The following is a 19,245-nucleotide window of genomic DNA, read 5'->3' on the forward strand; positions in this document are numbered from 1 at the left end:
GCGGTCACATCAGTGATGGAGGTTGGGCCTTCCGGCCCGACTGTGGGCGTTAGGCCTTCCGGCCTGACATTCGATGAGCCATCAATCCCTTGCGCAGCCTCCTCCCGCCCGGGAGCCGCGCTCACCCATTTCACGCTCAATTCAACGCTTGTTTCAACTATTATATCGGCATAAAATGGGCATGGACCCATACTCGCTCAAGGATCGTCCGGAACAGGCATCCCAGCTATCGTCACGGCGACCGCTTTCAAGAACATGCCGCAGGGTCAAAAAGACCATCTGTGGACCTCGTTGAGAATCAGTGCCCGGTTCGCAAAACGATAGTTCGTTTGGCCAATTTCTGACGTTTTCTGATCCCCAGCGAGTTCCACAATTTGCCTCAACCGGCAGCCTCTCGTGACGGTCCAATTGTCCAAATATCACTCTCCCGCGTGATTTCCCTGCATCTGCATCACCACATGCGCTTTGCACGAGCCAGTTTTCTCTATGCTTTTTTCATCATCAGCCTCGCTGCTGGTGGAGTGGAGGTCTGCGCTGCCTCCCCGGCCAAGGTCCAGTTCAATCGTGATGTCCGACCCATCCTCTCGGACAAGTGTTTTCACTGCCATGGCTTCGACAGCAAAAAGCGTGAGGCGGGACTGCGACTGGATGTCCGCGAGGATGCCATCAAGGACAAGGCCATCACCCCCGGAGATCCTTTGAAGAGTGAGGCTCTGGTGCGCATCCTGAGCACGGATCCGGATGAACACATGCCTCCGGCGAAGTCCAAGCTCGGGTCTCTCACGCCTGCGGAAGTGGACATCCTGAAGAAGTGGATTGAGCAGGGTGCGGAGTACGAGGCGCATTGGGCTTTCATTCCAGTGCAGAAGCCGGAGCTGGGAATGCCGGGCGCTGGGAGCGTTTCACCTATTGACGATATTGTGGGTAGTGGACTCGCGGAACGTGGAATCAAGCCCCAGAAGGAGGCAACGGCAGAGACGCTGATTCGTCGCGTCAGCTTTGACCTTACTGGCCTGCCGCCATCCTCTGCGGAAGTGCTGGCGTTTAAGAAGGCCTACGCAGCGGAACCGGACAAGGCCTACGCGGCGCTCGTGGACCGTCTGCTGGCTTCTCCTCAGTTTGGAGAGCGCATGGCCGTGGACTGGCTGGATGTCTCCCGCTACTCAGACAGCTTCGGATTCCAGGTGGATCGTGACCGTGATGTGTGGATGTGGCGCGACTGGGTGATCTCCGCCTTCAATCGGAACCTGCCTTTTGATCAATTCGCCACATGGCAGATCGCCGGTGATCTCCTGCCGGATGCGACCGATGAACAGATCCTCGCCACGGCTTTCAGTCGATTGCATCAGCAGGAGAGCGAGGGCGGCAGTGTGGAGGAGGAGTATCGCGTGGAGTACGTGGCAGATCGAGTTCAGACCTTTGCCACGGCATTCCTCGGGCTCACCTTCGAGTGCGCACGGTGCCACGACCACAAGTTCGATCCCATCTCTGTGCAGGACTACTACGGGTTGTTCTCGCTCTTTCAGAACATCGATGAAGCGGGCCTGTATTCTTTCTTCACGTCGTCCGCTCCGACTCCGGCGCTATCGCTGGTCGATGAGGCTGGAAAGAAAAAGCTTGGGGAATTGAAGGCGCGCGTCGATGACCTTGAAAAGAGAACGGCGGCACTTCGTGAATCTCGTCGCAACGCCTTCGAGGCCTGGTTGCAAACAGATGCGGCGAACACTCATGCTGGCTCCGTGCCGGGTGAACTGGGGCGCTATCGTTTTGAGACGCTGGGAAAGAAGAACACTCTGGCCAATGATCTCAAGGCCGACCAACCTGCGAAGCTCAAAGGAGAAAACATGCTGGTCCCGGGACATGCAGGGCAGGCACTGCTCTTTACGGGAGATGATGCGGTGGATCTGCCCATCGGCAATTTCCAGCGGCAGGAGCCGTTCAGCATCTCACTGTGGATGCAGACACCGGATGTGAAGGACAGGGCGGTCGTGTTTCACCGCTCACGCGCGTGGACAGATGCGGCCAGTCGCGGGTATGAGCTGCTCATCGAGGAGGGCAGGCTGAAGTGGTCATTGATTCACTTCTGGCCGGGCAATGCCATTTCTGTACGAGCCAGGGAACCGCTGCCCGTGAAGCAGTGGACCCATGTCACGGTGAGCTATGATGGCTCCAGCCGGGCTGACGGATTGAAGCTCTATGTGAACGGCAAACACGCGGCCGTGGATGTCATCCGAGACAGCCTCACCAGGGAAATCACAGGTGGCGGTGGCGATAACATCGCGCTGGCAGAACGCTTCCGCGACAAGGGATTCAAGGGTGGGATGCTCGATGACTTCCGGGTTTTCGGTCGGGAGGTGGGTGCGGGGGAGGCTGCACTGCTGTATGCGGACAAAGAGGGGGGCGCAGCCGCGGAACAGGTGAGTGACAAGAGGCTGTTGCAGGAACGTTTTTTCGCCACTGCAGATGAGGAGTGGAAGAGTCACCTGGAGAACCTGAAGGTCGCTCGTGCTGAGCTGTACAAGGCCCAGGATGCAGCGAAGGAAATCATGGTGATGCGTGAGCTGCCAGAGCCGAAGACGGCGTACATCCTCTTCCGCGGTGAGTACAACCAGCGTCGCGAAGTGGTGCCGCCATCCACACCCTCGGCGGTGCCACCTTTCAGCAAGCAGCCACCGAAGAACCGGCTCGACCTCGCGAAGTGGCTCACGAGTCCGGAGAATCCGCTCTTCGCTCGAGTCACGGTGAACCGCATCTGGCAGAGTCTCTTTGGGCGTGGACTGGTGAAGACGTCGGAGGACTTTGGAAGCCAGAGTGAGCGCCCGCTTTACCCCGAGCTGCTGGACTGGCTGGCATGGCATTTCCGCGAGAGCGGTTGGGATGTGAAGCACCTGATGAAGACCATCGTCATGTCGCGCACCTATCGGCAGGACAGCTTTGGCGGTGCGCAGGTGATGGCGGATGATCCGGACAATGCCTGGCTGGCCCGTGGTCCGCGCTTCCGCCTGCCTGCGGAGATGATTCGCGACAATGCACTCGCTGCCTCCGGCCTGCTGAGGCCCAGGACGGGTGGGCCGCCCGTGCGTCCGTATGAGATGACTGAGGCCTTCAAGCCCATGAAGGCGGATGCCGGTGACGATGCCTACCGTCGCAGCCTCTACACGATCTGGCGCAGGACCAGTCCACCACCGGCCATGGTGGCCTTTGACGCTCCGCGCCGTGCGGTGTGCATCGCAAAGCGTGAACGCACCGATTCGCCGTTACAGGCTCTCATTCTTCTGAATGGTACCCAGTATGTGGAAGCCGCCCGGGTACTTGGGGAGAAACTGCATCGAGAGGCAAAGGGCGACGTGAAACAGATGATCATCCAGGGATTCCTCACCTGCCTGAGTCGTGAACCGGATGCGAAGGAGATGGACATCCTCCAGCAACTCCACGCAGAGCAGCTCGCGCACTTCAAGCAACATCCCGCCGAAGCGGATGCGCTCCTGAAACAGGGGAGTGCAAAGCGTGATGCTTCCCTTCCTGCGCCCGAGGCGGCGGCCGCCACCGTGCTGGTGCAGGCCCTGATGAACCATGATGCCTGTGTGGTGAAACGATGATACACTCTGATACAGCGACCCATCCAGCCATGAATGCCGGTACCATTTCCCGACGCCAGATGCTCAACCGCTTCGGCATGGGCCTGGGTGGCATTGCACTGGCAGAGATGCTGGGTAAAGAGCAGGCCTTCGGAGCCTCTTCGGCCACTGCCGCAGTGGATCGCGGTGTGCTCGGAGGCACCCACTGGGCGCCCAAGGCGAAGCGCATCATCTATCTCTTCATGTCCGGCGGTCCTTCGCATCTGGATCTGCTGGACTACAAGCCGCTGCTGAATCAGCGCCATGGCGAGCAACTTCCTGACTCCGTCCGTGGTGGACAGCGGCTCACGGGGATGTCGGGGAACCAGTCATCCATCCCGCTGGTGGGCTCACCGTTCAAGTTCGCGCAGTATGGGCAATCCGGTGCGTGGTTCAGCGATTTGCTGCCGCATACCGCAAGCATTTCGGATGAGCTTTGCGTCGTGCGTTCGATGTTCACGGAGAGCATCAATCACGGTCCTGGTGTCACGTTCTTCCAGACCGGCAGCCAGATTGCGGGGCGTCCAAGTATGGGCTCCTGGCTGAGCTATGGCCTTGGCCAGGAAAATGCGAACCTGCCTTCCTTCGTGGTGCTCATCACCAAGGGCAAAGGCGGCCAGCCGCTTGGTGCGCATCTTTGGGGCAGCGGCTTCCTTCCTACAAAACATCAAGGTGTGCTCTTCCGTGCGGCGAAAGACCCAGTCTTGTATCTTGGCAATCCCGAGGGCGTCAGCGCCCAGAGCCGACGCCTCATGCTCGATCGCTTGAAGGACCTGCATGAGCATCAGTTCGCTGGCACACCGGATTCGGAAATTCAGAATCGCATCGACCACTATGAGATGGCCTACCGCATGCAAACGAGCATCCCAGAGGTCTCGGATTTCGCGGATGAACCACAGCACATCCTCGACTCCTACGGTCCGGATGTGAAGACGCCCGGTACCTTCGCAGCGAACTGTCTGCTCGCACGCCGTCTCGCAGAGAAGGATGTGCGTTTCATCCAGCTCTATCATCAGGACTGGGATCACCACGGCGGCCTTCCCGGATCCTTGCCAAAGCTTTGCAAGGAAACCGACCAACCCGCTGCTGCCCTCGTGAAGGATCTTAAACAGCGTGGCTTGTTGGATGACACCCTTGTGGTGTGGGGCGGTGAGTTCGGCCGCACCAACTACTGCCAGGGCAAGATTCAGCCAAACTTCGGCCGCGACCACCATCCCCGCTGCTTCAGCGTTTGGATGGCAGGAGGCGGCGTGAAAGCCGGCTCAGTCTATGGCGAGACCTGTGAATTCGGCTACAACGTGGTGAAGGACGGCGTGCACATCCACGACTTCCATGCCACGCTGATGCACCTCCTGGGCATCGACCACGAGCGGTTGACATATAAGTTCCAGGGGAGACGCTACCGCCTTACGGATGTGCATGGGCACCTCGTGAAGGGGATGGTGGGGTAGGACCCACCAATGATTGCGCGTGTGGTGTCATTCATACTCGACGCGAACTACCCTTTTTTGCCTTCGACTTAAAGTGGCCAGAAGGAGGATGCCGATAGCGACAACGAGCACCAGGGAGGCTGCAAATTGGAGGAGGGTAATGTAGGCTGCTATCGGGATGGATGTTCGCATGCCAATGCAATAAAATGTCCAGCACAACCCCAAGAACACGAGGATCAAGAGGACCATGACATTCAGATCACGGCGCGCTGCTGCCCAAATGTCAAAGTCCTGTCCTCCGACAAACCAAGCGATGACAAGCAGTGTCGCGGAAATGCCCGATGCTATGAGGTAGGGAGGCGAAAACGGGGAGTGGCAATACTTTCGGACGGCGTATGCATTGACAACGACCGCAGAATAGCAAAGCAGAGTCAAACCCATGGCAATTCCGAGGATGGCTAAGACGGTCATGGCTGGAGTTCCGCTAATGTTGTCCTCGTGCATAGGGCTCTCTGCCTGTTCCTGCGAGCGCGATGCACAAAGTGGTATTTCTAAAAGGTTGGTGGCTGATGCGAATCACAGCTTGGACCATTTGTGAGGAAAGCCGTTGGGGCATCCATGTGCAGATGGTGTGGCATTGGTGCCAATGACGGTGCCACATTTGGAGCATTGATAGTTGCGATCGCCGACCGGGCCCAGCTTGTGCCATTTGTGGGGGAAGCTTTTGGGGCATCCTTGGGCGTTCGGGGTTGTTGCATTCTTGATGGTGGTTCCACACTTTTCGCATTGATAGTGGTGCATGTCGTGTAAGAGGGTTGCTCGACGTGCATGTATAGCTTGTTCCGCGCATGGGACACAAGAATATTTTATGCAGGTTGCGCTGCTATCTTCGCATCGCCTTCTTCCGATAGTCCTTCGGATTGCACTTCATCGCGCTCCTGAATACTCGGTTGAAATACGAGAGACTGTTGAACCCATTCCCAAACGCAATCTCACCCACGGTCGCGCTTCCTGCGACCAACTCCCTGCACGCCGAATCCAGACGCACGCGATTCACAAACGCACTGAAGGGAGTTCCCGCATGTTTGCGGAACTGGCGGGCGAAGGTGGCTTTGCTCATGCCGGCGACTTTCAGCACATCTGACAGGGGTAGGGGTTCGCGGAAATGATCCAGGATGTGGCGGATGGCACGCTCGATGGCGGGCTGGTGGGCGTGCAGGCCGGAGAGGTCGAAGGGCCGCTGCGAGAGCCGCTGCCACTCGCGGCGGGGAGCGCGGGCGAGGGTGGTGAAGAGTTGCAGGAGGAGATGCAACCGGACCATGCCTTCTTCGCGGGACATCTCCTCGGCAAGGGAGAGGGCCTTCTCTGCAGTCTGCCCGCTGAAGCGAATGCCGTGAGCGGAGAGTTTCCAGAGGGGCTTCAGCTCTTCCATCTCGGGAAGACTGAGTGCGAGACCGGTGGTGGTCGCCATGCTTTGTGCCTGCCTCTGGCCAGGTGAAAGATTCCACTGCACGGCATAGCCAGCCGAACCGTGCAGACCTTTCCAAAAGTGCGGCACGTTGGGGCCGATGAGCACGACATCCAGCGAGTCGAACGGTCCGATGTGATCTCCCACGAACCGGGTACCATTTCCGTGTTGGGTGATGGTGATCTCCATCTCCGGATGGTAGTGCCAGCGCTCTCCAGATCCCTGAAACTTCACGCGTCGCCGGGGGGAGAGGATGGACTCCACATCGCGCACGTTGTCCTTCCACCGGAGGAGGCGAAAGGACTGGCGGGCATCGAGATGGATGGCTTCGCGCTGGAGGTCCATGCATCATCGTCTCACGATCTATCCGTAAAGTCGAGAGTGGCTGAGACAATTGTGCAATTTTATGAGCCGCCACACGGAGAATCGCGGGGTGTAGCTGGTGTTTACTGCACCTGTATTTCACGAACCGTTTCTCACTCCTAGTTCTTCCCATTCATGAGCACGCCCACCACCTACCGCTTCTCCTTTGGCCCCTGGAACATCTCCGAGGGCGGCGATCCCTTTGGTCCCACCGTTCGCGCTGAGTATCCGCATGAGGCCAAATATGCCCTCTACAAGCCACTCGGCTTCGATGGCGTGCAGTTCCATGATGACGATGTGGTGCCCGGCATGGATGACCTCACACCAGACCAGATTTCCAAGAAGGCGACGGAAGTAAAGGCCATGCTCGGCAATCAGGGACTCACTCCCGAATTCGTCGCGCCGCGTCTCTGGTTCGCGGATGCCACAGTGGATGGCGGCTATACCTCCAACAGCGCCGCAGATCGCCAGTATGCCTGGGACCGCACCCAGAAGTGCATCGACATCGCGAACGCTGTGGGCAGCAAGGCCGTCGTCCTCTGGCTGGCACGCGAAGGCAGCTACATCCGTGAGAGCAAGAATGCGCGCGTGGCCTATGACCGCCTGCTGGAGACCATCAACAAGATGCTCGACTACGACAAGAACATCGAGATCTGGATTGAGCCCAAGCCGAATGAACCCACCGATCAGGCGTACGTGCCGACCATCGGCCATGCCATTGCGCTGGCGTATGCCTCGAAGGACTCGAAGCGAGTGAAGGGCCTCATCGAAACGGCCCATGCTCTGCTCGCCGGTTTGGACCCCTCCGATGAAATGGCCTTTGCCCTGGCGCACGACAAACTGGGCAGCGTGCACCTGAACGACCAGAACGGCCTCAAGTACGACCAGGACAAGAACTTCGGCGCGGCGAACCTGCGTGCGGCCTTCAACCAGGTGCGCGTGCTTGAGGAGAATGGCTACGGCTCGAAGGGTGAGTTCATCGGTCTTGATGTGAAGGCCATGCGCACGCAGAAGGGCAGTCCCATCACCGCCCACCTTGCGAACAGCCGCACCATCTTCCTGCACCTCGTGGACAAGGTGCGCAGCTACGACCGGAAGCTGGAGCAGCAGTACATCGAGGCCCGTGACTATGAGGCGCTTGAGCTTTTTGTGCTCAATCACCTGATGGGAGTGAAGTAACGGGAGCTGCGCATTGACAGCACCGCCCGCCTTTCCAGCATAGCTAACCCATTCCAATGAAGTCTTTTCGCCTCAATCGCCTCTTCAACGCCAAGTCCGGACGCTGCTTTGACGTCGCCGTGGACCACGGTTTCTTCAATCAGCCAGGCTTCCTCCAGGGCATCGAGTCCATGCCCAAGGTCATCAAGACCCTCGTGGACGCCGCTCCGGATGCCATCCAGCTCACGGTAGGGCAGGCGCGTCACCTGCAGGAGATTCCCGGGCGCGAGAAGCCTTCCCTGGTGCTGCGCACGGACGTGGCGAACATCTACGGCAAGGAACTGCCCACTTCACGCTTCAGCCTCATGATTGAGGAGACCATGCTGCAGGCGGTGCGTTTCGATGCCGCGTGCGTGTGCGTGAATCTCTTCCAGATTCCCGGCGCGCCGGAAGTCCACGAGCAGTGCGTGGAGAACATTCTGAAGCTCAAGCCGCAGGCGGACTACTACGGCATGCCGATGATGGTGGAGCCCCTCGTCTTCCAGCCGAATGAAAAAGCCGGTGGCTACATGGTGAATGGCGATGTGGTGCAGATCATGCACCTCGTACGCCAGGCCGTGGAACTCGGGGCGGACATCATCAAGGCGGACCCCACGGACGATGTCTCCCTCTACAATCAAGTGGTGGAGACCGCTGGTGGCATCCCCGTGCTGGTGCGTGGCGGCGGTCGTGTGAGCGATCGCGAGATCCTCGAGCGCACCCAAGGACTGCTCAAGCAGGGCGCCGCGGGCATCGTGTACGGACGCAACATCATCCAGCACCCAAATCCCAAGGGCATCACCCGAGCGCTCATGGCCATGGTGCATGACAACGTCAGCGTGGATGACGCGCTGAAGCTCATCGCCTAGTCCTCGACAGTACCAGCATCAAATTTCCTCACGATGAAATCTGTCGGTATCGGCATCATTGGTGGCGGCCTCATGGGCCGTGAAATGGCCAGCGCCTTTGGGCGCTGGTGCGCCCTCACGGACGTGGAGGTGAAACCGGAACTCGTCGCCGTGGCGGACGTGGTGGAGGACGTGCGGAACTGGTTTCAGCGCATCCCTTCCTGCACGCAGCTCACGGGTGACTACAAGGAGTTGCTCGCGAATCCCGCCGTGGACGTGGTGTACGTGGCCGTGCCGCACAACCTGCATGAGCGCATCTATATTGATGTGCTTGAGGCAGGGAAGGATCTCTTCGCGGAGAAGCCCTTCGGTTTCGATCTCACTGCAGCGAAGAACATTGCTGCTGTCGTGAAGAAGACGGGCCGTTACACGCGGTGCAGTTCGGAGTTTCCCTTCTTCCCCGGCGCGCAGCGTGTGGTGCAGGCGGTGAAGGTCGCCAAATTCGGTCGTGTGCTGGAGGTTGTGTCCGGCTTCCATCACAGCAGTGACCTGGATGCCACGAAGCCTGCGAACTGGAAACGTTTCAGCCGCACTTGCGGTGAGATTGGCGTGTTGGGTGACCTTGGCATGCATGCATGCCACTTGCCGCTCCGCTTCGGGTGGAAGCCCAAGTCACTCTTCGCCCAGCTCCAGAAGGGCTACCCCCAGCGCCCGGATGGCAAGGGCGGCATGACTGATTGCGATACGTGGGACAACGCCGTGCTGCACACGTGGGCGGACATTGGTGGGCAGGAGGCGCCCCTTCGCCTGGAGATGAAGCGCCTGGCTCCCGGAGAGACGAATACGTGGTTCATCGAAGTGCTCGGCACCGAGGGGGGCGTGCGCTACTCCACGAAGCATCCCAAGACCCTTTGGGTGTTCGAGGGCGGCAAGGAGCAGTACTGGAAACAGACGGACCTTGGCTTTGGCACGCCGTTTAAGGCGGTGACGGGTGGCATCTTCGAACCGGGATTCCCGGATGTGATTCAGCAGATGTGGGCCGCGTTCCTCATGGAGCGTGAGGGCAAGCTGGGCGATCGTTTCGGTTGCGCCACGGTGGAGGAGGCGGTGGCTTCGCAGGAGATATTCGCCGCCGCGCTGGAATCGCAGAAGACTGGCACGGCAGTGAAGCTCTCCCTGTGAGCACCCACACCATGGCGGATACAAGCAACGCTCCCGTCCTGAACATCTCCGGTCTGCGCTATGAGCGCAACGACCGGAAGATCCTCAAGGGCGTGGACTGGCGTGTCGGGGCAGGGGAGCACTGGGTGATCTTGGGTCCAAATGGATGTGGAAAAACATCACTTATCAACTGCCTCACCGGCTATGAGATGTCCACTGCTGGAGACATCACGGTGGATGGCTCCGAATTCGGCCGCACGGACTGGCGCGAAGTGCGCAAGCGTGTAGGCCTGGTAACGAGCACACTCACGTCTTATCTGGAACCTGGCGAACCCGTGCTGGATGCCGTGGCCAGTGGTCGCGAGGCCATGCTGAATCTGGTGGGCGAAGTCAGTGCGGAGGTGCGCACCGAGGCGCGTGCACTATTGGAGCGTATCGGTTGCGGGTACCTTGCAGACTCATTTTGGGGCGTGCTTTCCCAGGGGGAACGACAGAAGATTTTGATCTGCCGAGCGCTGATGTCGAAATACCACGTACTCATTCTTGATGAGCCCTGCGCTGGTCTCGATCCCGTGGCGCGTGAGCACTTCCTCGGATGGCTGCAACAGCTTGCGACCGCGCCCGGCGCACCGTCCATGGTGCTGGTGACGCATCACGTGGAGGAGATTCTCCCGTGCTTCACCCATGTGCTGGTGCTGAAACAAGGCGCCGTGCTCGCCTCGGGCACCAAACAGGAGGTGCTCACCAGTGAATGCTTGAGCGAGGCGTATGGCGCGCCGCTGAGCCTGGAAGCGGGTGGTGACCGGTATCGACTGACACTGCTCAATCCTTGATCCCGCTGACACCTAATCGTTGACCTTTGAGTTCCCTCTCCATGCGCACCGGAATCCTCGCCGCGGGTAATTTCATCATCGACTACGTGAAGATCATCGACGCGTGGCCGGAGCAGGACATGCTCTCGAGCATCCGCTCGGAGACCTCCAGCAATGGAGGCGGACCGTACAATGTGCTCAAGGACCTCGCCGCGATGGGCGTGGGCTATCCTCTGGAGGCCTGTGGGTTGGTGGGAGATGATGCCAACGGCGCGTGGATCCAGCAGGACTGCGCAAAGACGGGGATCAATACGCGGCAGCTTCATCACACCGCGAGCTCACCCACGAGCTATACGGACGCCATGACAGTGGTATCCACGGGACGGCGTACCTTCTTCCATCAGCGCGGGGCGAATGCGCACTTCAATGAAACCCATGTGGACTTCACCGCGACGAACGCGAAGCATTTCCATCTCGGCTATCTCATGCTGCTGGATGCGATGGACAGCTTTGTGAGCAGCGGTCGCACACGCGCCTCGCTCGCCTTGGAAGCCGCGAAGAAAAGCGGGCTCACTACTTCGGTGGACATCGTCAGCACGGAGAACCCGCAGTTCCGTGAGATTGCGGAGAGTGCCTTGCCGTACACCGACGTGCTGATCATCAATGAAATCGAGGCCGGCAAGGTGGCGGGTATGAATTTGAAGAAGGGCGAGGCCGTTGATGTGGACGGTTGTGTGGCTGCCGCGCGAGCCTTGCTGGATCGAGGCGTGCTACAGCAGGTCGTGATCCACTTTGTGGAGGGTGGTGTGGTCGTTTCAAAAGATGGAGCGGTCGCCAAGCAAAGCTCCTTGAAGCTGCCCACAGGGTTTATCGTGGGCGCCACGGGCGCGGGTGATGCCTTTGCCGCAGGCTATTTGCATGGCTGGCATGAACAGTGGGACGTCTCCCGTTGTCTGAAGACCGCCGTATGCACTGCTGCCGCGTGTCTCACGCATGCCACGCCCTCCTTGGGTTTGCGTCCTGTGGATGAATGCCTGAACCTTGGTGAAGCCTATGGCTACCGCAGTCTTTGAAAGTAGTCCGCCGAGCTTCGGCGGTTCGTTGCATGACTCTTGATTTTCCAATCCGAATGCAGAAGATACAAGAGACAGTCGTGGATGGATTTGGAGCCAGGGTGCTTGGCAAAGTTGTGGGTTGCGCCACCCTGCCGCCGAGGCTTGGCGGACTACTTTCTTTGGCTGCCGCATCCCATGAGTAGTTCTGTTCCATCCGCGATTATTCACGCAACTGCCAAGCCTTTGAACGAGGCGGTGCTTGCGGAGCTTCGTGCTATCGTCGGCGCAGAGGCGGTGCTGACGGCGGACGAGGATCTCATTCCGTACAGCTTCGATGGTACGGCGGCGCTGAAGCAGCGTCCTGCGTGCGTGGTGTTTCCTCGCAGCACGGAGCAAGTCTCTGCGTGCGTAAAGCTGGCCGCACGCGAGGGGAGGCAAGTCGTGACGCGTGGAAGCGGCACTGGCTTGAGTGGCGGCAGCGTGCCGATGGGAGGCTGCATGGTGCTTTGCCTCGTGAAGCTCGACCACATTCTCGAGCTGGATGAGAAAAATCTCACCATGCGTGCGCAGTGCGGCGTGATCACGAAAGAGATTGATGACGCTGCTGCGAAGCACGGCCTCTTCTATCCGCCCGACCCGGGTTCAATGAAGATCAGTACCATCGGTGGGAATGTCGCTGAGAATAGCGGCGGGCTTCGTGGACTGAAGTATGGCGTTACGCGGGACTACATCATGGGCATGACCGTGGTGTTGCCGGATGGCGAGATCTCACGCCTGGGAAACAAATGCGTGAAGGATGTTGCCGGATACTCGTTGAAGGATTTGTTTATCGGTAGCGAGGGCACGCTGGGCATCATCACGGAAGTGCTGTTGAAATTGCTCCCGCGTCCAGCCGCACGACGCACCATGCTGGCCATGTATGACTCCATGGAGGCGGCCGCAGAAACGGTGAGCGCCATCATTGCGGCACGCATCATCCCCTGCACGCTGGAGTTTCTGGACCGCATGACGGTGCAGTGCGTGGAGGACTATGCGCGCATCGGCCTGCCCACGGATGTGGAGGCGCTGCTGCTCATGGAGACGGATGGTCATCCTGCTGCAGTAGAGGATGAAGCCTCACGCATGATGGAGATTGCCCGGAGCCATGGAGCCCGTGAAGTGAAAATGGCGGCAGACGATGCGGAAGGCGCGCGACTCGCCTCTGCGCGACGCAATGCCTTCTCCGCGCTGGCTCGAGTGAAACCCACGACCATCTTGGAAGACGTCACGGTGCCCCGCAGCGAACTCGCCCGCATGGTGAAGTTCATCAATGCGACGGCGGCGAAACACCGCCTCCTCATCGGAACCTTTGGCCATATGGGAGATGGGAATTTGCATCCCACCTTCCTGACAAATGAGAAGGATACCGAGGAAATGCATCGAGTGGAGCTGGCGCTGCAGGAGATTGTGGATGAGACACTTGCGGTCGGCGGGACGGTGACTGGGGAGCATGGTGTGGGCCTCGCAAAGAAGGCCTTTCTACGTCAGCAGTTTGGTGATGTGAGCTACGTGCTTTTGCAGAAGGTGAAAAAGGCACTCGACCCCAATGGGCTCTTGAACCCAGGAAAGATCTTTGATTAAAATGTCTTCTCATGAGCCCATCCAATGCGCGCATCCTCATGCTGGCTGGTCTGGCGGTGGTGCTTCTCCTCGTGGTGTCACTGGGTCTTGCGTGGTTGCTGTGGGGCGGTCTGCCGAGTTTTGAAGTAAAGGGTTTTTGGTGGAACTGATTATGAACTCACGTCTACTCCTCGTTGTTGGTTTGTTGATGGTGGCGGTCTTGTTGCTGGCGCTGGGCGCCGGTGTGGCATACACACACAAGGTGAAGCCTGAGTTCGAGGTGTCTTCCGTGGTGATCGAATGAGTGCGGAGCGGGCGGGGACTCAGAAGCAAACTGGCAAACTCCTGCTCAAGGAGCTGGACTACTCCGTCCTGCAGCAGTGCATGCACTGCGGCATGTGCCTGCCGACGTGCCCAACTTACATGGAGACCAAGCGGGAACGGAACAGCCCGCGTGGTCGCATCGCCCTCATGAGGGCGATCGCGGATGATGAAGCCACGGTCAGCAAGTCCTTCGCGGATGAGATGTACTACTGCCTCGGCTGCCTGGCCTGCCAGACAGCGTGCCCCGCAGGCGTGAACTACGTGGAGCTTTTCGAGACGGCCCGAGCGGACATCGAGAAAACCGGTGCCGCGGGCCATGGGCAGCGTGACTTCTGGCGCTGGCTCACGCTGGAGGTGCTCTTCATGAAGCCGCGCTTGTTGCGCTTTGTGGGAGTGCTCATGCGCTGGTACCAGCAGAGTGGAGTGGAGAGTTTTGTGCGGAAGTTCGGACTCACGCGCCTGGCTCCCAAAGGTCTGCGTGATCTGGAGCCCCAGTCACCACGCATCGCTCCGGACTTTTCGGATGCCATCATCAATACCGTCGAGCTGCCGCAAGGCACACATCGCTATCGCGTGGGTATGCTCACGGGCTGCATGCAGGACCTCGTGTTCCCGGATGTGAATCGTGCCACGGTGGATGTGCTCCTCGCCAATGGGTGTGAGGTGATCACGCCACGGGTGCAGTCCTGCTGCGGATCCCTGCACGGGCACAATGGCGCGACGCATTTGGCGAAGGAACTGGCGCGACGTCAGCTTGATGCCTTCGAGGTGGAAACACTCGACGCCATCATCACCAACGCCGGTGGCTGCGGCTCCCATCTCAAACACTACGGACACCTGCTGCATGATGATCCTGCGTACGCGGAGCGTGCTGCGCTCTGGGATTCGAAAGTGAAGGATATTCACGAATGGTTGGTGCAGATCGGTTTCCGTAAGCCACAGGCAGGTGTGCATGTGCCTGAGGTGACCTACCACGAGTCCTGCCATCTCTGCCACGGGCAGAAGGTGATGAGTCAGCCGCGTGCGGTGTTGAATGCCATTCCTGGATTGAAGGTGATCGAACTGCCCGAGAGCAACTGGTGCTGCGGCAGTGCCGGCATCTACAACATCACCCAGCCGGAGCAATCGGCGAAGCTGCTGGATCGCAAGCTGGGCAACATTGAGCAGACCGGTGCTTGTGCGGTGGCGACGTCCAATCCGGGGTGCCATCTGCAACTGGCGTTTGGATTGAAGAATCGCGTGCAGGCGATGTGCCGTGAGGTGACGCAGCCGGTGACGTTGCTGGCAGAGGCGTACCGGCGGGAGAAGGGTGACTCGCGCTTTTGCCAAGAAGCAACCCGTTGCAACTCGTAATGAAAGCGCAGGATCTCCCAGAGTCGATGCGTTGAGCCTCGGACTCGGTTACTCTGAATATGGACCAGCTTGTAAGCCTTCAAGGAAGACTTTGAACGTAACGCCCAGGTCAAAGACACGCATGTAGTCAAGCGTGTATCGTTCTTCGAGCAGTATCCAATGCACATTCCCCGAATCACACTCGAGGCAAAGAACATTTCCAAACGAGTCATGAGCGAATGGAAATGCAGTGGATGGCAGAAAGCCAATGCAGTTCTCTGTCTCCTCATGCAGATTACGAATAGGCTCGCATTGATTCGACAATGAATAGAATTGATGAACGGTAATTGTTTTGCCACCCGGAAGGTCGATTGGCGTATGATGGCTGTCGCAGTTGTACGCCGGGATGCACCCGTTGAATTGCATTAGAAAATTCTTGTATTCGACAGGTAGCTCGGTGTGGAGGAAGCTTTCGAACTCTTCAATATCCGCGGAACAGCAGGCGGGCCCTTTCGATACTGCTTCAAACATAGAATTGAGTCTGCGTCTGGAATGCTCTAATCGGTCTGCAAATTAGGTGTTGTATTGGCCGTTACCACTGCCAATACAACTCGACACGTGCATCCCGTCGAAATGCCTCGATGATTCGCATTTCGTTGACGGAATACATGCTCAGAGGCATCCACCTGTTGCTCGTATGCAGGTGAAGAAGCCACCGCCTGTAACTGAGGCCTGGTGTAAAAGGGGAAAGCTTCTCAGTTACAATCCCACCGACCTCTGCGCCTGCTTCACCACCTGGATGAACTTGGCACGCTCGCCCTTCGGATCTTCACCGCGGTACTGTTCGGCGAGATCGAGCACGAGCTTGTAGTTCAGGTTGCCGATGTTCTCGGTGCCCTGAAGCAGGAGGCTCCAGCCGATCATGGCCGTTTCAAAGGCGAAGTCTTCACGCGCTTCCTGCCAGCCGATGCCGCGGTCTACCAGGGGCAGTGGGCGGAGGTCCTGGGGTTGCGAACCACGAGGCTGTTCCAGCGAAATGGTGCCGATGGTCACCGGACGATCCCCTGAGGGATTGAAATTGCGATTGGGCACAATCTCATACCAGGCGAAGCGGGTGGCCTGCGTGCCGGCGGCGTTCGGCGGCATGTGCTTCTCACCCACCAGGCGGAAAGCCTGTACGTGGAAGGGGTCGAACTTGGCCACGAGCTTGTAGTCCTGCTCCTGATGCTGGATGCCATTCTGCTCCACGGGAACCTGGGCCACGAAACGCATCAGGCGGCGGCTGGAATCCCAGGGGCAGGAGGCGATTTCCGCCTTCCAGGAGTGCACCTGCAAGGCGGGCTGCGGCTCAGGCTTGCGCTGGGGCTCAGGCTTCACGTTGACCGGCATTGGAGAAGCCAGCACCACATCGGCGAATTCACGCGGCATGGGGGGCTTGCGCAGGAGCTTCGGGGTGATGCTCACGCGGGACTCAGCGGAGGATGCCGTTGAAGCAAAACCCTTGAGTGAGGAAGAGCTCTGATGAGTAGGTGCGGGAGGTGTAGCTACAGGCTCGGCTCGCTCCACCACGGCGGCAACGGCGACCACGGACTTGGCAGGCGTGCTGACGCGGCTCGAACCCAAGATCTGGGAGCCCACCGTAGCCGGCACAGGTGCTGCCGCTGCAGGGGCGGGTTCCACAGGCGCCTCTGCGGATACGGTGCCTGCCACCAACCTCTGGACGGTGGGTTGATCGACGAGGTCCTTGAGTGAGGTCTCACTCTGGGTCAGGAAACCTCCGCTGAACGAATTGGAGGTCTTCTGGCCAAGCACAAAGGCACCCACGGTGAGCGCGGCTGCCGCGGCATACTTGAAAACGGTCCAGCCGACACTGGCGGCTGGTCTGGCATACGGCACGCGGGACTGCGGCGGGCGAAAGGGGACCACTCTGGAGGAGCGGGAAGCGCCGGCCGCCGGCACGGCGGGAGCCTGACCCATGGAGAGCACCGTTTCGCGCTGGCGCGGATGCAGGGCACGCACGGGAATGGGAGGGGCCTGATTCAGCGCGGTCAGCATGACCTGAATCTGCTCCAGCTCAGCGCGAGCTTCGGGCGACTGGTCCAGATGCTGCCTGACGCGGGCCGCTTCGTTGGGCGGCAGCTCACCCATCGCATAGGCGGTGAGGTCAGGCGGGTTGAAGTCTTGGGAGTTCATGGAAAATGGGGGTTGAGAGGATCAAGGTTCGGCCAGCGCATGGTTCATGAGCTTGCGCAGGCGCTTGATGGCGGTGTGGAGGAGGAAGCCCACGTTCGTGACGCTGAGCCCGGTGATGCCGGAGATTTCCTTGTAGCTGAGGCCGTGTTGAAATTTGAGGCGGAGGACTTCCTTCTGGTTGGGAGGGAGCTGCTCCATCGTGGTCCAGACGTGCTCGAGCATCTCTTCCCGGCTGGCGTCGTCACTGGGATCGGGCTGCCATTCATCAAGCCAGTCGAGCGTGTCCTGGTCGTCGGTGAAGCTGAGGCGGTGCTCCTTGCGGAGGACATCAAGCGCGCGATTGCGGCATACGGCGTAGAGCCAGGCTTTGAGGTTCTCCCGCACGCGATCAGGATCCGCGAGGTAGAGCTTGAGGAAGGTGTCCTGCACCACATCCCGGGCACGATTTTCGTCACCCCCCAGAATGCTGGTGGCATACCCAATGAGATTGCTCTCATGCTGTGCGAGGGCTTCCCGCACCAGCGTTCCGGCCGGGTCGCTTGACTGTGATGGCATGGGTACATTGCTCATCTCAGAAACGATTTAGCGGCCCATTTATTAGTGTTGGCGTACAAAACCTCCAGCCAGTACAAAAAGTAGTATCGGCATACCCTAGAATCGCGGCAAGGGGAAAACTTGCCGGAACTGCCTTTGTGCCATCCCCATTTGTCCTGGATCGCGGGTAGGACCCCGGCCAGAGGTCACGTCACCGGCCCAAGAGCCGGGCACGCCAGCGTCTCCAGCGGTGCTTCAGCGGCAAATCCCGTTTCTTCTCTGCAATGACGTTGTCTTGAAAACCATGGTGCACGGGCCAGCGAATCTGCAGGCCACGGCGTTCGCATTGGGCCGTGACCCAGCTCTCCTGGTAGGCGATGGCGGCTCCGGGATTGTTCTCCACCTGCAGGCGGTAGTGCTTGTAGGCGTGGGGAAACGTCAAATGCGATGCTACCCGCTCGGGTCTTGGCGCAGCGCCCTTCGCGTACAGGAAGAACGTGGCAAACATCCGCCCAGCCGGCTTCAGCACGCGGTTGATTTCGTCGAGGTAGTTCAAGGTCACCTCGGGTTGCAGGTGTGTGAATATCGAGGTGAGAATGACGAAGTCGAAGGAACGCGAGGGGTACGGAAAGTGAAAGGACGATGCGTCCTCCTTTTCATCTGGCAGGTAGTGGCTGTTGTGAAGCTTTACCAACTTGAAGCGAAATCGCGGATGCTTCGGCGCGATGCGTTCCAGGCACCACTTGACACCATCCTCGCGAATGTCGAAGCCGTCATAGGAACCTTCTTCGTTCAGGTAGCGCGTCAGGGGGATTGCCATCCGCCCCAGGCCGCAGCCCACATCAAGCACCCGGTGATGGGGCTTCAATCCGCCGGGCTTGATGAAGAGCGGGAGGAAACTATTGCCAATGGCCGCGAAGTCGCCGCCTCCGACGAAGTCCATTTCGGGAGGCGGAATCATGCTGTCCGCCGCTGTGGTGACCGAGGAAGGAGCGGTGCTCATCTCGGGACCAGTCCTAACTCCGGGTCAATTCTGAACGCAAGTGGCGAGATTCCTATTTTCACCACGCCCAGCAGAGGCTCGCAGATATCAGTGAACCTCAATTCTCACCAGCCAGGCCATCACGCCAGCCTTCACGGTGCTCGGAGATCCACTCGGTGAGTGCTCGCTCAAAGCCGATGTCTTCCTGCGCCTTCGTGCTTTCGATCCATTTGTGTTTCAGGATCTCTTCACGCTCAGCCAGAAATTGCTCGTAGAACTTAGCCGGGTCAATGGGGGATTGGCTCGCCATGGTTTCACGCATTGTGACAG

The 19,245-nt window shown here is 59.2% G+C and carries 18 protein-coding genes; 11 read left to right on the plus strand and 7 right to left on the minus strand.

Going from position 1 to position 19,245, the window contains the following annotated elements; genetic code table 11:
* Positions 1 to 431: 431 nt before the first annotated feature.
* Together DES53_RS07400 and DES53_RS07405 are read left to right on the plus strand one after the other, a co-directional pair.
* On the plus strand, positions 432 to 3,599 hold the full coding sequence (locus DES53_RS07400; protein ID WP_211325477.1) for a DUF1553 domain-containing protein: 3,168 nt from the start codon (positions 432 to 434) through the stop codon (positions 3,597 to 3,599).
* Between the two features lie 29 nt (positions 3,600 to 3,628).
* A complete protein-coding gene (locus tag DES53_RS07405) occupies positions 3,629 to 5,068 on the plus strand; it encodes a DUF1501 domain-containing protein (RefSeq protein ID WP_113957595.1) in 1,440 nt (479 codons plus the stop codon).
* A gap of 27 nt (positions 5,069 to 5,095) precedes the next feature.
* Here the strand turns inward: DES53_RS07405 and DES53_RS32845 are convergent, their stop codons facing one another.
* Together DES53_RS32845 and DES53_RS07420 are read right to left on the minus strand one after the other, a co-directional pair.
* A complete protein-coding gene (locus DES53_RS32845; RefSeq protein ID WP_170156935.1) occupies positions 5,096 to 5,518 on the minus strand; it encodes a hypothetical protein in 423 nt (140 codons plus the stop codon).
* Between the two features lie 412 nt (positions 5,519 to 5,930).
* Positions 5,931 to 6,860, minus strand: a complete 930-nt coding sequence (locus DES53_RS07420; RefSeq protein ID WP_113957598.1) for an AraC family transcriptional regulator — start codon at positions 6,858 to 6,860, stop codon at positions 5,931 to 5,933.
* 153 nt (positions 6,861 to 7,013) lie between these two features.
* Here DES53_RS07420 and DES53_RS07425 point away from each other — a divergent pair, with 153 nt between their 5' ends.
* From DES53_RS07425 to DES53_RS07455, 9 genes are all read left to right on the plus strand, one after another.
* Positions 7,014 to 8,057: a TIM barrel protein gene (locus DES53_RS07425; protein ID WP_113957599.1), complete on the plus strand. Its 1,044-nt coding sequence runs from the start codon at positions 7,014 to 7,016 to the stop codon at positions 8,055 to 8,057.
* Between the two features lie 56 nt (positions 8,058 to 8,113).
* Complete coding sequence (locus DES53_RS07430; RefSeq protein WP_113957600.1) at positions 8,114 to 8,944, plus strand: class I fructose-bisphosphate aldolase; 831 nt, start codon at positions 8,114 to 8,116, stop codon at positions 8,942 to 8,944.
* Between the two features lie 33 nt (positions 8,945 to 8,977).
* Positions 8,978 to 10,105: a Gfo/Idh/MocA family protein gene (locus DES53_RS07435; RefSeq protein ID WP_113957601.1), complete on the plus strand. Its 1,128-nt coding sequence runs from the start codon at positions 8,978 to 8,980 to the stop codon at positions 10,103 to 10,105.
* 11 nt (positions 10,106 to 10,116) lie between these two features.
* Positions 10,117 to 10,917, plus strand: a complete 801-nt coding sequence (locus tag DES53_RS07440) for an ABC transporter ATP-binding protein (protein WP_113958125.1) — start codon at positions 10,117 to 10,119, stop codon at positions 10,915 to 10,917.
* Positions 10,918 to 10,958: 41 nt separating this feature from the next.
* Positions 10,959 to 11,969 (plus strand): carbohydrate kinase family protein, encoded by a 1,011-nt coding sequence (locus DES53_RS07445; protein ID WP_113957602.1) that lies wholly within the window; start codon positions 10,959 to 10,961, stop codon positions 11,967 to 11,969.
* Between the two features lie 177 nt (positions 11,970 to 12,146).
* The gene (locus DES53_RS07450; RefSeq protein WP_113957603.1) at positions 12,147 to 13,571 is read left to right on the plus strand and encodes an FAD-binding oxidoreductase; all 1,425 of its coding nucleotides are present in this window, start codon (positions 12,147 to 12,149) and stop codon (positions 13,569 to 13,571) included.
* An 11-nt stretch (positions 13,572 to 13,582) separates the two neighbouring features.
* Complete coding sequence (locus DES53_RS32850; RefSeq protein WP_170156936.1) at positions 13,583 to 13,720, plus strand: hypothetical protein; 138 nt, start codon at positions 13,583 to 13,585, stop codon at positions 13,718 to 13,720.
* Between the two features lie 2 nt (positions 13,721 to 13,722).
* Positions 13,723 to 13,854: a hypothetical protein gene (locus DES53_RS33830; protein ID WP_281270136.1), complete on the plus strand. Its 132-nt coding sequence runs from the start codon at positions 13,723 to 13,725 to the stop codon at positions 13,852 to 13,854.
* Positions 13,851 to 15,227 carry a (Fe-S)-binding protein gene (locus tag DES53_RS07455; protein WP_113957604.1) on the plus strand — a complete coding sequence of 459 codons (1,377 nt, stop codon included), beginning with the start codon at positions 13,851 to 13,853 and terminating at the stop codon, positions 15,225 to 15,227. The genes DES53_RS33830 and DES53_RS07455 overlap by 4 nt, the downstream gene beginning before the upstream one ends.
* A 48-nt stretch (positions 15,228 to 15,275) precedes the next feature.
* Here DES53_RS07455 and DES53_RS34020 read toward each other — a convergent pair whose 3' ends face one another.
* From DES53_RS34020 to DES53_RS07480, 5 genes are all read right to left on the minus strand, one after another.
* Positions 15,276 to 15,737 (minus strand): SMI1/KNR4 family protein, encoded by a 462-nt coding sequence (locus DES53_RS34020; protein WP_113957605.1) that lies wholly within the window; start codon positions 15,735 to 15,737, stop codon positions 15,276 to 15,278.
* Positions 15,738 to 15,965: 228 nt separating this feature from the next.
* On the minus strand, positions 15,966 to 17,399 hold the full coding sequence (locus DES53_RS07465; RefSeq protein WP_113957606.1) for a YfbK domain-containing protein: 1,434 nt from the start codon (positions 17,397 to 17,399) through the stop codon (positions 15,966 to 15,968).
* 21 nt (positions 17,400 to 17,420) lie between these two features.
* Positions 17,421 to 17,954, minus strand: a complete 534-nt coding sequence (locus DES53_RS07470) for an RNA polymerase sigma factor (RefSeq protein ID WP_113958126.1) — start codon at positions 17,952 to 17,954, stop codon at positions 17,421 to 17,423.
* A gap of 190 nt (positions 17,955 to 18,144) precedes the next feature.
* On the minus strand, positions 18,145 to 18,936 hold the full coding sequence (locus DES53_RS07475) for a class I SAM-dependent methyltransferase (RefSeq protein WP_113957607.1): 792 nt from the start codon (positions 18,934 to 18,936) through the stop codon (positions 18,145 to 18,147).
* A 97-nt stretch (positions 18,937 to 19,033) separates the two neighbouring features.
* Positions 19,034 to 19,237: a hypothetical protein gene (locus DES53_RS07480; protein ID WP_113957608.1), complete on the minus strand. Its 204-nt coding sequence runs from the start codon at positions 19,235 to 19,237 to the stop codon at positions 19,034 to 19,036.
* Positions 19,238 to 19,245 lie beyond the last annotated feature (8 nt).

The organism is Roseimicrobium gellanilyticum (genome assembly GCF_003315205.1).
Lineage (GTDB): Bacteria > Verrucomicrobiota > Verrucomicrobiia > Verrucomicrobiales > Verrucomicrobiaceae > Roseimicrobium > Roseimicrobium gellanilyticum.

Coding starts and splice junctions, on each gene's coding strand:
- DES53_RS07440 (WP_113958125.1), top strand. CDS start 10,117: ATGGCGGATACAAGCAACGCTCCCGTCCTGAACATCTCCGGTCTGCGC.
- DES53_RS07480 (WP_113957608.1), bottom strand. CDS start 19,237: ATGCGTGAAACCATGGCGAGCCAATCCCCCATTGACCCGGCTAAGTTC.
- DES53_RS07455 (WP_113957604.1), top strand. CDS start 13,851: ATGAGTGCGGAGCGGGCGGGGACTCAGAAGCAAACTGGCAAACTCCTG.
- DES53_RS32845 (WP_170156935.1), bottom strand. CDS start 5,518: ATGACCGTCTTAGCCATCCTCGGAATTGCCATGGGTTTGACTCTGCTT.
- DES53_RS34020 (WP_113957605.1), bottom strand. CDS start 15,737: ATGTTTGAAGCAGTATCGAAAGGGCCCGCCTGCTGTTCCGCGGATATT.
- DES53_RS07425 (WP_113957599.1), top strand. CDS start 7,014: ATGAGCACGCCCACCACCTACCGCTTCTCCTTTGGCCCCTGGAACATC.
- DES53_RS07450 (WP_113957603.1), top strand. CDS start 12,147: ATGAGTAGTTCTGTTCCATCCGCGATTATTCACGCAACTGCCAAGCCT.
- DES53_RS07430 (WP_113957600.1), top strand. CDS start 8,114: ATGAAGTCTTTTCGCCTCAATCGCCTCTTCAACGCCAAGTCCGGACGC.
- DES53_RS07470 (WP_113958126.1), bottom strand. CDS start 17,954: ATGCCATCACAGTCAAGCGACCCGGCCGGAACGCTGGTGCGGGAAGCC.
- DES53_RS33830 (WP_281270136.1), top strand. CDS start 13,723: ATGAACTCACGTCTACTCCTCGTTGTTGGTTTGTTGATGGTGGCGGTC.
- DES53_RS07420 (WP_113957598.1), bottom strand. CDS start 6,860: ATGGACCTCCAGCGCGAAGCCATCCATCTCGATGCCCGCCAGTCCTTT.
- DES53_RS07445 (WP_113957602.1), top strand. CDS start 10,959: ATGCGCACCGGAATCCTCGCCGCGGGTAATTTCATCATCGACTACGTG.
- DES53_RS07435 (WP_113957601.1), top strand. CDS start 8,978: ATGAAATCTGTCGGTATCGGCATCATTGGTGGCGGCCTCATGGGCCGT.
- DES53_RS07405 (WP_113957595.1), top strand. CDS start 3,629: ATGAATGCCGGTACCATTTCCCGACGCCAGATGCTCAACCGCTTCGGC.
- DES53_RS07465 (WP_113957606.1), bottom strand. CDS start 17,399: ATGAACTCCCAAGACTTCAACCCGCCTGACCTCACCGCCTATGCGATG.
- DES53_RS07475 (WP_113957607.1), bottom strand. CDS start 18,936: ATGAGCACCGCTCCTTCCTCGGTCACCACAGCGGCGGACAGCATGATT.
- DES53_RS32850 (WP_170156936.1), top strand. CDS start 13,583: ATGAGCCCATCCAATGCGCGCATCCTCATGCTGGCTGGTCTGGCGGTG.